The organism is Curtobacterium sp. APC 4022 (assembly GCF_030407555.1).
Taxonomy (GTDB): Bacteria; Actinomycetota; Actinomycetes; order Actinomycetales; family Microbacteriaceae; genus Curtobacterium.
Genome location: NZ_JASDDD010000007.1, coordinates 1 through 12,449, shown reverse-complemented (window position 1 = coordinate 12,449; position 12,449 = coordinate 1). Strand labels below are relative to the sequence as shown.

The window sequence follows — 12,449 nt, the reverse complement described above, 5'->3', positions numbered from 1 at the left end:
CGCGCTCCGGTGGCAGGGTGTTCCCTGGACGCACATCCGACCAGCACCACAGGAGGCACTCATGGCAACGACGGCGAACTCCGACCGCGTGGACGGCACCACCACCGGCAGCACCACGACCCAGGTGACCGCGAAGGGCCGCACGGTCATCGACGACGCGGTCGTCGCCAAGGTCGCCGGCATCGCCGCCCGCGACGTCCCCGGCGTGGTGGCCCTCGGCGGCAACACCGCGCGGGCCTTCGGCGCGATCCGCGACGCCATCGGATCGAGCGACCTCGGGCAGGGCGTCCGCGTCGAGGTCGGCGAGACCCAGGCCGCGGTCGACCTGACGCTCGTCGTCGCCTACCCGATGCCGATGCAGGAGGTCGCCTCCGCCGTCCGGCAGGCCGTGACCGACGCCGTCACCGACCTCGTCGGGCTGCAGGTGACCGAGGTCAACATCGCGATCATCGACGTCGACATCCCCGCGCTCGACGCCCCCGTCGCCGCGCCCGAGACGCGCGTCCGGTGAACACCACCGTCGTCGGCATGGCCGTCGGGGCGGTCCTGGCGGTCGTCGCCCTGACGCTCGGGTTCTGGGCGTTCGTCGTGGTCGCCGTCGCGATCGCACTCGGTGGATTGATCGGGCGGATCGTCAGCGGTGACGTCGACGTCCGTCGTCTCCTCGACGTCCTCCGCGGGCGTCGGAGTTCCTCGTGAGCGCAGCCGCCCTGCCCGGCACCGACCGGATCGCGACGCCTGCCCTCGTCCACACCGCGCAGGCCGTCGCCGCCGAGGCGCTCCGGGCACCCCTCCGGGAGGTCCGTGCCCGGGTCGTCGACGACGGTCGCGGTGCCCTGGCGGTCGAGGTCACCAGCCCGCTGACCCTGCCCGCGCTCGGCTCGCACGCGGTCCCCGACGAGCCCGTCCTCGCGACGGCGCACCGGGCCCGCGCCGCGATCGCCGAGCGGTTCCGGACGATCACCGGACGGAAGGTCGAGCGCGTCTCGGTGACGTTCTCGTCCGCCGTGCTGGACGTGCCGCGGAGGGTCCGGTGAGCCCGGCAGGCACGAGTCCGGCAGACATGCGTCCGGCAGACACGCGTCCGGCGAGCACGAGTGACGGGAGCAGTGCCGCGCCCGGGTCGGCGCCCGTCACGAAGGCCCCACCGGCAGACGCCGATCGCTTCCTGCGCCGCATCGTCCGTCGCGAGACCTCGGCACCCCGGACCCCCACCGTCGTCGTCGCGATGGTCCTGCTCCTGGTGGTCGCCGCGGCCGTGGGGACCGCCGCGGTCGTGGCGCTGCTGGACGAGCGCATCGCCGGCGTCGACCCCCGTGCCGTCGTGGACGCCGCAGTCCGTGTCCCGGGCGGTCTGCTCGACGCGGTGGTCGTCGCCATCGGTGCAGTGGTCGCCCTGCTCGGCCTCTGGTTCCTGCTGCACGGGGTCCTGCCCGCGCGTCGACCCCGGCACGCGATCCGCTCCGCCCGGCTCGGCGTGGTCGTCGACGACGAGGTCCTGGCCTCCGCCGCGGCCCGCGCCGCACGCTCGGCCACCCGCCTGGCACCGGACGCGGCCGTCGGCTCGGTCGGCCGACGGACGCTCGACGTCGTCCTGTTGCCGGCCTCCGGCGTGGACGTCGCCGTGGTCGCCGCCACCGAGGCCGTCGAACGCGAACTGGCTGCCGTCGACGCCGTCCCGCCGCTCGCTGCCCGGGTGCGCGTCCGCTCGACCGGTCGGATCGACGGATGAACGGCACGAACCGCACGCTCGGCCGCGTCGTCCTGGTGCTGGTCGGGCTGGTGTTCCTGGCGCTCGGCACCGCCGCCGTGCTGGTGCAGACGCTGCCCGCCGCGGCGGACGTCTGGCGCACGGCAGCGGACCGGACGCTCGGCGGCCTCCGCACCGGTGCGGCCGACACCTCGGCGTGGTGGTGGGCGCTCGGCGGTGCCGTCGTCCTGGGCGTCCTCGCGCTCCTCGTCCTCGGCTCGATCGGGGGTGGCCGGACCGGCACCGTGCTCGAGGACGACGGGCCCGACGGCGGGCTGCCCGGGCAGGTCCGGATCGAGGCGGCAGCCGTCGAGCACGCCCTCTCGGCCGCGATCACGCCGCTGCCGCAGGTCGCGTCCCTGGCGGTCGACGTCCGCCGCGTCCGCCGCCGCACCGCCGTCCGGATCGTCGTCCGCACCCGCCGCGGGGCACCACCCCGGGAGGTCGTCGACCGGGTCGAGGACGTCGTCCGCGACCTGGACGCACTGCTCGGGCAACGACTGCCGGTGCTGCTCCGGATCGTCCGCGGCGGATCGTCGCGGCCCGACCGGGTGCGCTGAGCCGTGGCGCCGACCGACGACCTCGCCGGCCGCGGCGGGCAGCCGGATGCGCCGGTGACCGTGCCGGACGCCGTCGCCGAACTCGCCGCCGGCCGGACCCTCGTGCCGGTGTGGGTGAACACCGCGGGTGGGAAGACCTTCCGGATCGGACCGTCCCCCGACCGTGCCGACGGGTACGTGAAGTGGGTCCCGCCGCACTACGCGCCGTGGGTCGCCGCGGAGGTCGCGCGCCTGCAGTGGGCCGGCCGATGGCTCACCGTGCCGGAGGTCGTCGAGCACGGAGCGGACGGGTCCGGCGCCTGGATGGTCACCCGGCCCGTCGTCGGCTGGAGCGCGGTCGACCCGCGGTGGCACGACGACCCGCGCACGGCGGTCATCGCGGTCGGTGAGGGGCTGCGGGCGCTGCACGAGACCCTGCCCGTGGCCGCCTGTCCGTTCTTCTGGTCGACCGACGAACGGGTCGACCGTGCACGGGCAGCGGGGCGGGACGTCGACGCGATGGGGTCGACGCCGGAGACCGACCAGCTGGTCGTCTGCCACGGGGACGCCTGCACGCCGAACACGCTGGTCGGCGACGACGGCCGGTGGGTCGGGCACGTGGACCTGGGCGACCTCGGGGTCGCGGACCGGTGGGCGGACCTTGCGGTGGCGTCGATGAGTCTCGGCTGGAACCACGGACCCGGCTGGGACGACCTGTTCCACGAGGCGTACGGGGTGCCGCAGGACCGGGACCGGACCGCCTGGTACCGGATGCTGTGGGAGCTGGACGTCGACGACGTGGACGACCCGCGGGGTGCGGCAGGAGCCTCCCGGCCCTGACCGGACGACGGACCGGGACGCGACGACGGACCGAGCCGTGACGACGGGCCCGGCCGCGACGACGGTCCGAGCGTGACGGCGGACCGGGTCGAGTTGCCGACGCGGTCTAGAAGCCGACCCCGCGCGCGGCCATGAAGCCGACCGGGTTCACCGTGCCGCCGCCGACGTGCGTCTCGAAGTGCAGGTGGCACCCGGTCGAGTTGCCGGTCGAGCCGACGAGGGCGACGAGCGCACCCGCCCCGACCTGCTGCCCGGGGGAGACCCGGAAGCCGCCGTCGACGATGTGGCCGTACGCGGTCTTGACGCCGCCACCGTGGTCGATCCGGACGTAGTTGCCGTACCCGCCGTAGCGGCCGACGTACTCGACCGTGCCGGCGGACGCGGCGACGATCGGCGTGGAGCAACCGCTGCCCAGGTCGAGGCCGTCGTGCATGGCGACCGCGCCGGTGTAGGGGTTCACACGGACCCCGTAGCCGCTGGTGATCCAGCCGCCGGCGGGACGGACCCAGCCCGACCCGGAGCCCGAGCCGACGGGGGCGCCACCGCCACCACCGGAGGACGAACCGCCACCGCCGCCGCCGCCCTGGTTCGCGGCGGCTGCGGCGGCCGCAGCCTGCTGGGCACGGAGCTGACGGGCGATCTCGGCCTCGAGCGCCTTGCGCTTGCGCTCTTCCTCCGCCTTGCGGATCCGCTCGCCCTTCTCGTACTGCGCCTCGGTCGTGGCGCGACCCGAGGTCAGCGAGGTGAGCTGCGCTTCGAGCCGGGACTTGTTGCCCTCTTGCTCGTCGGTGGCGGCCTGCGCGCGGTCGGATGCGGCCTGCGCCTCGCCCATCCGGTCCTGCGCGGCCTGGGCCAGGTCCGCGAGCTTGAGTGCGGCCCGGTCGGCCTGGGCGGTGAGGGACCGGGCGACGGAGGCGTCGGTGGTGGCCGCGGTCTCGACGCGTTCGGCCTGCTCGGACAGCTTGCTCAGCGCCCCGAGGTCGTAGAGCAGGTCGCGGGAATCCTCGCCGCCGGTGATCACGCTGGTGGTGACGTCGGCGCCGCCGGAGCGGGCCATCTGCGCGGCGAACCGGCCGGCCTGCGCGGCGCTCGCTTCGGCGATCTCGGCGTGCTCCTCGGCGTCGTCGCGGAGGGCCTGCTCCTTCTCGGCCGCACGGAGCGCCTTGCGCTGCGCGGCCTCGAACACCTGCCCCAGCCGCTCGGCCTCGGCCTTCGCAGCGTCGGCTCTGTCGGACAACTCCGCGATGAGGCCGCGGATCTCGACGATCTGCGACTGCTTCGCGGACTCCTTGCCCCGGGCCGCGACGACGTCGTCCCACGACGGGTACGAGGCCGCCTGGGCGACCGGCGCGTCGAGCACGAGCGAGCCGACCAGGCCGGCGATCGCGAGCGCGGTGGCGAGCAGGCGTCGACGGCCCGCCGAGGCGGAGCGGGGACGGGGAGCGGGGACCACGGAGCGAGACATCGGAACGGAGCCTATACATCCACACAGGTGGAACCCTGCGGCGACGCTCCGCTGTGGAGGACTCGGGCACGCAGATCGGCCTGTGGAGGACGAGTACCCCGTCGCTGAGCCCGCGGGCGGCCGGGCTCAGAACCCCCGGTCGCGCAGGATCTGCTCCGCCGACCCGACGACCCGCTGCCGCAGCACTTCCGCGCCCCGGGTGCCCGCGTAGTCGTAGACGTCGTACCCGGTGCAGTGCGTGATCGTCGCCGGGCGGCCGAGCGAGTCCTCGACCGGCGTGGTCCAGACGTCCCCGGACCCGATCACGACGTAGTCCGGTCGCGCGTCCCGGTAGGCGCCGAGGTCGACGAGCCACGGGTACGTGTCGAACGAGTCACGGACCTGCAGCAGCCGGACGTCCTGCTCGGCGTAGGCGGCGAGCGGACGCACGGTCCAGAACTGGCCGACGCCGACCGGGTCGCGCCCGTCGCTCCGCTGCGCGTCGACCCAGCGGTCCAGGCAGGTCACCGGGGTGTACCGCGCCACGGCGACGGCCCGGACGGTGCCCGGTGTCACGGCGACGCCGAGGACGAGCACCGCTGCCGCCGCGACCGCCAGCGCGGTCCGCAGGCCGCGCACCGGTCGGTGCACCCGGGTCCGGCGGACCGCGGTGCGGGTGAGCTCGCACACCGCGACGACGGCGAGCAGCGGCATCGCGACGACCGGCTCGAGGTAGCGCGGCGTCTCCGACCCGGCGACGACCACCCCGACGGACACCGCCACGATGGTCACGAGGGGCAGCGCGGTCGCCACGAGCACCGTCCGGGAGGTCCGTGCACGCCAGGCCCAGACCGTGCCGCCCGCACTGAGCAGCACGCCGAGCAGCATGAGGAGCAGTCCGGCGTCCCCGGCCGCCGACGCCGCGCGGTCGTCGGTGAGCGACGCGAAGAACGCCGCGGTCGCCCCGGCCTGCTCCGGGTGCACGTAGGTCGAGGGGTCGAGCGAGACGAAGGGCCGCAGCGGGATCCGCAGGAGGTACCCGACGACCGCGCCGAGCGTCAGCGTCGCCGCCACCCAGGCGGCCGGTCGCCAGGGCACGCGGCGGGCGAGTGCGAGCAGCGCCAGCGTGACGACGACCGGTGCCGCCGACCACGGCACGTACAGCGGGTTGGAGGCCGTGCTCAGCGCCGCCACGAGGCCGAGCGTGACGAGGACGGGGACCGAGGCTCGCCCGGTGCGGACCGCCCGGAGCACCAGGACGGCGGTCCCGAGCATCGCGAGCACCGCGCCGTAGTAGTAGGTCGTGGTGAGGAGGAGCGAGGCCAGCTCGAGCGAGGTCGCGGTCGCCGACGACTCCGTCAGCACGAGCATGGTGAGCAGGACCACGGCGATCACCGACACGGCGACGCGTGCTGGTCGCGCGGCCGACGGCATGAGTTCGTTCGCAGCCGCCCGCACGAGCGCGTACACGGCGAGCAGCACGAGCACCCCGTTCAGCGCCAGCGCCTGCTGCGGGGTCGTCGTCACCGCCGCGGTCGCCAGGTACACCGGCAGCTCGGGGAAGAAGAACAGCGCCGGGGACATCGCCCACTCGAACGGCTGCCCGAGTGCGATCGAGCGTGCGACCAGCGGCAGGAGCACCGAGTCGCCGTCGTACCAGAGCAGCGTGACCCGCGCCGTGGCGAGCACGTGCCGCAGCGCCACCACCGCGAGCACCAGGGCGAGCACCGCTCCGACGGCCTCGTGCGCGACCGCCCGGGCGAGGGCGGATCGCGGGCGGCGGTCGCCGGCCTCGATCGGTCGGACGCCGTCCCGCGGACGGGCGAGGGGCATGACCGGAGCGTACCGGCGTCGGCATCGGAGCAGCCGGACAGTGCGCCCTGCGGGAGTGCACAGCACAGCCGGGTGGGCGCGGAACGGCGGTCGCCGCTACCCTTGACCCTCGTGACCCACGCGCGCGAGCAGTTGATCGAGCACATCAAGGCCGATGCGGTATTCCACGGCGACTTCACGCTGACCAGCGGGAAGCAGGCGTCGTACTACATCGACCTCCGCAAGGTCAGTCTCGACCACCGCGTCGCGCCGCTGATCGGCCAGGTCATGGCCGACCTCATCGCGAGCATCCCGGACGTCGACGCCGTCGGTGGTCTGACGATGGGCGCCGACCCGATCGCGAGCGCCGTGCTGCACCAGTCGGCAGCGCGCGGTGGTTCGTACGACGCCTTCGTCGTCCGCAAGGAGCCCAAGGACCACGGCCGCGGCCGCCAGGTCGAGGGCCCGGACGTCCGCGGCAAGCGCGTCATCGTGCTCGAGGACACCTCGACCACCGGCGGCTCGCCCCTCAAGGCCGCCGAAGCACTCGAGCGTGAGGGCGCCGTCATCGTCGCCGTCGCCGTCGTCGTCGACCGGGACACCGGCGCCAAGGAGAAGATCGAGGCAGCCGGCTACCCCTACCTCGCGGCGATCGGGCTGGCCGACCTGGGGCTGTCCGCGTGACCGAGGAGCGTCCGGAGGGGCGCGACGAGTCCGACCGGTCGGTCGCGCCCGAAGACGGGGGCGACGGACAGGAGGCTCGGCGCGGTCCCGATCCGGACGCTCCGTTCCACGGTCTCCGCAGTGCGGCCGACATCTTCGGTGCGCCGATCACGGAAGAGGAGTGGCCGTCCCGCCGCGAGCGTCGGGAGGCCGAACGGGCCGCCCGGCAGGCGGGGCAGCCCGAACCCGAGCCCTTCACCGCCCCGGCCTCCGTGCCCGCGTCAGCCCCGCAGGCGGACCACGAGCAGGCCGACCACGAGCAGGCCGACCACCACCCGCACGCCGACGAGCCCGATGAACCCGCTACCGAGGTCGACCCTGCGGCGACCCAGGCGATCTCGATGCCCGAGGAACTCGCGCTGCCCGGTGGTGTCGCCGGCCGCGTGCCGCCGCCCGCCGCGGTGCCGCCGGTGTCCAACGCGCCGGACCCCCGTGCCATCACGCTGCCGACCGCGCGCTCCGACCGCGACCTCCGTGCTGCCGAGGCCCGGGCGATCGAGGACGAGCGCCGCCGCACCGACCCGGACGGCGTCGGCCGTGACGACGTCGACTGGCTCGGCCGGGCCCGTCCGTCCGCGACACCGCTGCCGCCCGAGTCCGTGCAGTCCGCGCCGGTGCCCCCGTCGTTCCGCGGCGGTCCGGACGCGCAGCCGCTCGGGGTGCAGGACGCGCTGCCGCCGACGTCCGAGCCGCCGACCTTCACGGAGCTCCTCCGCCTGGGCGACGACGTCGACGCCGCTCCCCAGGCTGACCGTCCCTTCGACTGGTCCCTGCTGGACGACCAGACCGGCGAGGTCCCGACGACCCTGACCCGCGACGCGTTCGACACGAACCTGGTCGCGGCGGAGTCCTGGGCGACCGGCACCGGCCTGGGCGCCGAACCCGTCGAGGAGTCGGCGAGTGCGTCCGCCGCACCCGCTGCCCCGGCGCCCGCTGCCCCGGTTCCCCCGGCCGGCGTGGCACCGACGGCGGGCACCGTGCCGGACCACGACCGGGCCGACGAGCGGACCACCCCCTCGGGCTCGAGCTGGTCCCTCAGCGACGACGCGGCCCGTACCGGCGAGGTCTTCCCCGGCGACGTGGACGTCGTGGTCCCTCGTGACACGACGGTCGACGCGCCGGACGCCGACACCCGCGCCGCCGACGACGACGCCGACGACGACGCCGCCGACGACCTGGCCGACGACCGCGGTTCCGCCCCGACGGCCGCGTTCTCCCCGCGGTCCGCCGCCGCGGTCCCGTCGCCCGCGGTCCCGTCGCCCTCGGCACTGCCGACCCCCGCGGTGCCGTGGTGGGAAGCCGACGACGACGGCACCGACCGACGATCGGCCGTCCCACCACTCGTGGAGCCCGCACGGCAGGGGCCGGCACGCCAGGACCTCACGCGCCAGGACCCCGCACGCCAGAGCCCCGCACCGCAGGACCACGCCGCCGCATGGCCGATGCCGGACTGGCAGACGCCAACCGCAGCGGGCCCCGCCGGCGACGACGACGGCACCCCGAGCCCGCGCGGCCTGGCGCCCGAGGACATCGACCAGTCCGAGTGGCAGGGCCGCGAGACGAGCGACACCGGCGTCATCAAGGACCTGTTCGGTACCGAGGCGATCCAGCAACTCCGCGACGCCGCCCCGCGGGAGGACACCAGCACCCGGATGATGCCCGCCGTCGCCCGACCCGAGCAGCCCGCAGCAGCAGGCCCCGGAGCGAACGCCGCCGATCGCGACAACTTCATCAACGAGGGCTTCGCCCGCCTGCAGAACGAGGGACGTCGCGGCAAGCAGCTCCTGGTCTACGGCTCGATCGCGATCATCGTGGTGCTGCTGGTCCTCGTGCTGCTCATCACCACGTGGATCCGCGGCAACACGATCGACGACCACCCGGCGTCCCCGTCGAGCAGCCCGGCCGCAGCGCTCTCGGTGCAGCCGCCCGGCAGCGGCGGCTGACGGTCACCGACGCACCACGTGACGGACGGGAGGCTACCCACCAGCTGGTGGGGAGCCTCCCGTCCGTCCGTCAGTCGGTCGCGATCCGGGACCGTGCCCTGGTCAGGAGGACGCGGGGACCGCTGCCGACACGTCGGTGAGCGTCTGCAGCTCCTCGGCGCTGAGGTCGAGCTCCGCCGAGGCGAGGAGCGCCGGCAGCTGCTCGGTGTTGCGCGCCGAGGCGATCGGGGCGACGACGTCCGGCTGCGCCTGCAGCCAGGCGAGCGCGACCGAGGCGATCTCGGCGGAGTGCGCGGAGGCGATCTCGGACAGGGCGTCCACGACTGCCAGGCCCTGGTCGGAGAAGTAGCCTGAGACCTGGCCCTCGCGGTCCTTGCCCGCGAAGTCCTGCTTCGTCCGGTACTTGCCCGTCAGGAAGCCGGCGGCCAGCGCGAAGTACGGCACGACGCCCAGGTGCTCCCGAGCCGCGAGCGGTGCGATGTCCGACTCGTAGGGCTCGCGGGTGACGAGGTTGTAGTGCGGCTGGATCGCGACCGGCACGGCCAGGTCGTGCTCCTTCGCCAGGCGGATCCACTCCGCGGCGCGCTCGTCCGAGTAGTTCGAGATCGCGGTGTAGCGGACCAGGCCCTCGCGGACGAGCTGGTCGAAGGCGCGGACGGTCTCCTCCAGTGGGGTGTCCTGGTCGTCGAAGTGGGCGTAGTAGAGGTCGATCCGGTCGGTGCCGAGGCGCTGCAGGCTGGCGCGTGCGGCCTTCGCGACGTTGTCCGCCGACAGACCGGGGAACTCGGGGTGCTGCGACACCTTCGTGGCGATCGTCACGTCGTCACGCTTGCCGGACGCGGCGAACCACGAGCCGATCACGGTCTCGGACTCGCCGCCGGAGTTGCCGTCACCCCACGCCGAGTACACGTCCGCGGTGTCGATGAAGTCGCCGCCGGCACCCGTGTAGGCGTCGAGGACCCGGTGCGAGGTGGCCTCGTCCGCGGTCCAGCCGAAGACGTTTCCGCCGAGGGCGAGGGGGAAGACGGTGAGGTCACTGGAGCCGATGCGGGGCATGCTGCAGTCCTTTCAGGTCGGTACGGACTGCTCCACGCTATGCCCCTCGCCGGGCTGCCACTCAGGTGCGCGGGGTGAGGTGGAGGAGCCATGCCGACGCTCTCCTCGTACCTCACCGACCCCCGCCCCGCCGTCCGTCTGCGGGCGGTGATGGCTGCCGGGACCACCCCCTCGACGGACGAGCTGGACCTCCTCGTGGCGCAGTGCGCCGTGGAGCCGGACCTGCAGGTGCGGGAGATGCTCACGTGGGCGTTGGTGCGCCTCCCGGCCGACGTGGTCGTCCCGCGCCTGCTCGACGAACTGGACCGGCCGGAGCCGCAGGCGCGGAGCCAGGCACTGCACACCCTGTCGAAGATCCGCGACGGGTCGGTGTACCCGCAGGTGGCGCGGCTGCTCGGTGACGTCGACCCCGGGGTCGCGCGGACGGCCTGGCGTGCTGCGGCGCTGCTCGCTCCGGAGGACGCGAAGCCCGCGCTGGCACGGACCCTCGCGGTGCAGCTCGGCCACGGGGACGAGGAGACCCGGCTGGCGCTGAGCCGCGCGCTCGCCGGGCTCGGGGCGGAGACCGCCTCGCCGGTCCTGGACGCGGCGGCGTCGCACCGGAGCGCGGCCGTCCGGGAGCACGCGGCCGAGACCGCGCGGTTGCTGGAGGACCCGGACGCCGGGTCGGCGCTGGCGCTCGCCCGGGCGCGGCGTGAGGTCGCCCTCGGCCGGACGCGGTCGGCGAAGGGCTGACGCGGCCTGCCGGTCAGTGGGGGGCGTCGGGGGTCAGCCAGATCGCGGTCGCGGCGGCGGCCGGGAGATCCACCAGCGCCTCCGCCCCGCCGGCGTCACGCCGCGAGACCGCCACCACCCCCGCGTAGTCCCGCACCTGCTCGACCCGCAGGTGCGTCCCCAGTCCGACACCGAGCTCGTCGAAGTACCGCAGCAGCGCCGGGTCGTCGTCGGACACCCGCTCGACGGTCCCGCAGACGCCGGGGTCGACGGTGCCGAGGAGCGAGCCGGGGGAGTCCGGCACGACGCCGTCCGCGCTCGGGATCGGGTCGCCGTGCGGGTCGTGCGTCGGGTGGCCCAGGTCGGCATCGACCCGGTCGAGGAAGGTCTCCGACACCGCGTGCTCGAGCGCCTCGGCCTCGGTGTGCACCTCGTCCCACGAGTAGCCGAGCCGCTCGACCAGGAACGTCTCGATCAGCCGGTGTCGGCGGACCATGGCGACGGCGGCCTGCTGCCCGAGCGGGGTGAGGACCACGCCGCGGTACAGCGTGTGCTCGATCAGCCCGTCGCGGTCGAGCTTCCGGAGATTGCCGGACACGGTCGAGGCGGACACGTGCAGGGCTGCGGCGATGTCCCGCGTGGCGAGACCGCCGTCGCCACCGCGCTCGGAGGCCTTCCAGACGAGCTTGACGTAGTCCTCCGCCATGGTGCTGAGGGAGGGCAGACGCATGGGGCAATCGTACGACCGACACCGCTCCGGTCGACACCGGGACGGTCGACACTGGTACAACCGTCAGGGTGACCCCCGTGCAGCCTCCCGCCGTCCGTCGCCGCCGACGGTGGTGGCCGGTCCCGCCGTCGTTGCTCGTCGGCATCGCCCCGCTGGTGCTCTTCGCGACGTACAGCATCGTCCGCTCGCGCCCGAGTGACGACTACGACTCGCTCGGCCTGACGACCGACAGTGTCCTGCACGACCTGGTGCTGCCGGAGTCGATCGTCGCCGGGGTGATGGTCGTGCTCGTCACCGCGCTCGGCTGGTGGCGGATCGCGACCGTCGACCCGACCCGCGGGCGCCCACGGTGGACGGTGCTCGCGCCGGTCCTGATCCTGGCCGTGTGCATCGGACGGTTGCCGCTGGTCGACTGGGCGGGGAAGTCGGTGGACTACTTCCTGCTCCTCACCGTCGGGGTGCTGCTCGTCGGGGTCTTCGAGGAGCTGCTGACCCGCGGTGTCCTGCTCGTCGGACTGCGGCGGCGCCTGCCCGAGTTCGGGGTGTGGATCGTGTCGTGCGTGCTGTTCGGGCTGCTGCACTTCGTCAACATCCTGGCCGGGGCCCCGGTGTCCCAGACGGTGGTGCAGGTGGTGTTCGCCGCCTCGTTCGGGTCGACGCTCTACCTGGCGCGACGCCTGACCGGCAACCTGCTCGCCCCGGTGCTGCTGCACGCGTTCTGGGACTTCGGTGCGATCGCGGTCAGTGCCTCGCGGGGTGCCGGGCTCGACTTCTTCCTCGTCGGGCTGCTCGGCCTGGCGTCGTTCGCGGTGCTGCTGCTCGGCGTCGTCGCCGGCGCGCTGGTCGCCTGGCGGGACGACCGCGCCTGGCGGCTGGGGCGCCGGTGGCGGACCGTGCC

14 protein-coding genes are annotated in these 12,449 nt (G+C 74.5%); 10 read left to right on the top strand and 4 right to left on the bottom strand.

All coding sequences use genetic code 11. The annotated features are described in order from the left end of the window. Window positions 1-61 precede the first annotated feature (61 nt). The 6 genes from QL987_RS03855 to QL987_RS03830 are packed head-to-tail and all read left to right on the top strand — an operon-like array spanning window position 62 to window position 3,129. Window positions 62-511, top strand: a complete 450-nt coding sequence (locus QL987_RS03855) for an Asp23/Gls24 family envelope stress response protein (RefSeq protein WP_221850067.1) — start codon at window positions 62-64, stop codon at window positions 509-511. After that, entirely contained in the window at window positions 508-699 is a 192-nt protein-coding gene (locus tag QL987_RS03850) for a DUF2273 domain-containing protein (RefSeq protein ID WP_111075900.1), read from the top strand. Before QL987_RS03855 ends, QL987_RS03850 begins: the two co-directional genes overlap by 4 nt. Beyond that, entirely contained in the window at window positions 696-1,037 is a 342-nt protein-coding gene (locus QL987_RS03845; RefSeq protein ID WP_111075901.1) for a hypothetical protein, read from the top strand. The genes QL987_RS03850 and QL987_RS03845 overlap by 4 nt, the downstream gene beginning before the upstream one ends. A 26-nt stretch (window positions 1,038-1,063) precedes the next feature. After that, window positions 1,064-1,732: a hypothetical protein gene (locus QL987_RS03840; RefSeq protein WP_290156350.1), complete on the top strand. Its 669-nt coding sequence runs from the start codon at window positions 1,064-1,066 to the stop codon at window positions 1,730-1,732. Beyond that, a complete protein-coding gene (locus QL987_RS03835) occupies window positions 1,729-2,310 on the top strand; it encodes a hypothetical protein (protein ID WP_290156348.1) in 582 nt (193 codons plus the stop codon). The genes QL987_RS03840 and QL987_RS03835 overlap by 4 nt, the downstream gene beginning before the upstream one ends. A gap of 3 nt (window positions 2,311-2,313) precedes the next feature. After that, window positions 2,314-3,129: an aminoglycoside 3'-phosphotransferase gene (locus QL987_RS03830; RefSeq protein ID WP_290156346.1), complete on the top strand. Its 816-nt coding sequence runs from the start codon at window positions 2,314-2,316 to the stop codon at window positions 3,127-3,129. A gap of 106 nt (window positions 3,130-3,235) precedes the next feature. Here QL987_RS03830 and QL987_RS03825 read toward each other — a convergent pair whose 3' ends face one another. Further along, complete coding sequence (locus QL987_RS03825; RefSeq protein WP_290156345.1) at window positions 3,236-4,594, bottom strand: M23 family metallopeptidase; 1,359 nt, start codon at window positions 4,592-4,594, stop codon at window positions 3,236-3,238. A 126-nt stretch (window positions 4,595-4,720) separates the two neighbouring features. Next, on the bottom strand, window positions 4,721-6,406 hold the full coding sequence (locus tag QL987_RS03820) for a hypothetical protein (RefSeq protein WP_290156344.1): 1,686 nt from the start codon (window positions 6,404-6,406) through the stop codon (window positions 4,721-4,723). 111 nt (window positions 6,407-6,517) lie between these two features. Here QL987_RS03820 and pyrE point away from each other — a divergent pair, with 111 nt between their 5' ends. Both pyrE and QL987_RS03810 read left to right on the top strand, forming a co-directional pair. Then, the gene (pyrE, locus tag QL987_RS03815; protein ID WP_290156343.1) at window positions 6,518-7,069 is read left to right on the top strand and encodes an orotate phosphoribosyltransferase; all 552 of its coding nucleotides are present in this window, start codon (window positions 6,518-6,520) and stop codon (window positions 7,067-7,069) included. Next, the gene (locus tag QL987_RS03810; protein ID WP_290156342.1) at window positions 7,066-9,051 is read left to right on the top strand and encodes a hypothetical protein; all 1,986 of its coding nucleotides are present in this window, start codon (window positions 7,066-7,068) and stop codon (window positions 9,049-9,051) included. Before pyrE ends, QL987_RS03810 begins: the two co-directional genes overlap by 4 nt. Window positions 9,052-9,153: 102 nt before the next feature. Here the strand turns inward: QL987_RS03810 and QL987_RS03805 are convergent, their stop codons facing one another. Then, the gene (locus QL987_RS03805) at window positions 9,154-10,107 is read right to left on the bottom strand and encodes an aldo/keto reductase (protein ID WP_290156341.1); all 954 of its coding nucleotides are present in this window, start codon (window positions 10,105-10,107) and stop codon (window positions 9,154-9,156) included. A gap of 90 nt (window positions 10,108-10,197) precedes the next feature. Between QL987_RS03805 and QL987_RS03800 the strand changes: the two genes are divergently transcribed. Next, window positions 10,198-10,842, top strand: a complete 645-nt coding sequence (locus QL987_RS03800) for a HEAT repeat domain-containing protein (RefSeq protein ID WP_290156340.1) — start codon at window positions 10,198-10,200, stop codon at window positions 10,840-10,842. A gap of 13 nt (window positions 10,843-10,855) precedes the next feature. Here the strand turns inward: QL987_RS03800 and QL987_RS03795 are convergent, their stop codons facing one another. After that, a complete protein-coding gene (locus tag QL987_RS03795) occupies window positions 10,856-11,551 on the bottom strand; it encodes a metal-dependent transcriptional regulator (protein ID WP_221850075.1) in 696 nt (231 codons plus the stop codon). A gap of 77 nt (window positions 11,552-11,628) precedes the next feature. Between QL987_RS03795 and QL987_RS03790 the strand changes: the two genes are divergently transcribed. Beyond that, on the top strand, window positions 11,629-12,449 hold an 821-nt coding region (locus tag QL987_RS03790), incomplete at its 3' end, for a CPBP family intramembrane glutamic endopeptidase (protein WP_290156339.1).

Bases quoted from the DNA above. Each gene is read 5' to 3' on its own strand.
- QL987_RS03820 (WP_290156344.1), bottom strand. From the start codon at position 6,406: ATGCCCCTCGCCCGTCCGCGGGACGGCGTCCGACCGATCGAGGCCGGC.
- QL987_RS03825 (WP_290156345.1), bottom strand. From the start codon at position 4,594: ATGTCTCGCTCCGTGGTCCCCGCTCCCCGTCCCCGCTCCGCCTCGGCG.
- QL987_RS03805 (WP_290156341.1), bottom strand. From the start codon at position 10,107: ATGCCCCGCATCGGCTCCAGTGACCTCACCGTCTTCCCCCTCGCCCTC.
- QL987_RS03840 (WP_290156350.1), top strand. From the start codon at position 1,064: ATGCGTCCGGCAGACACGCGTCCGGCGAGCACGAGTGACGGGAGCAGT.
- QL987_RS03855 (WP_221850067.1), top strand. From the start codon at position 62: ATGGCAACGACGGCGAACTCCGACCGCGTGGACGGCACCACCACCGGC.
- QL987_RS03795 (WP_221850075.1), bottom strand. From the start codon at position 11,551: ATGCGTCTGCCCTCCCTCAGCACCATGGCGGAGGACTACGTCAAGCTC.
- QL987_RS03800 (WP_290156340.1), top strand. From the start codon at position 10,198: ATGCCGACGCTCTCCTCGTACCTCACCGACCCCCGCCCCGCCGTCCGT.
- QL987_RS03835 (WP_290156348.1), top strand. From the start codon at position 1,729: ATGAACGGCACGAACCGCACGCTCGGCCGCGTCGTCCTGGTGCTGGTC.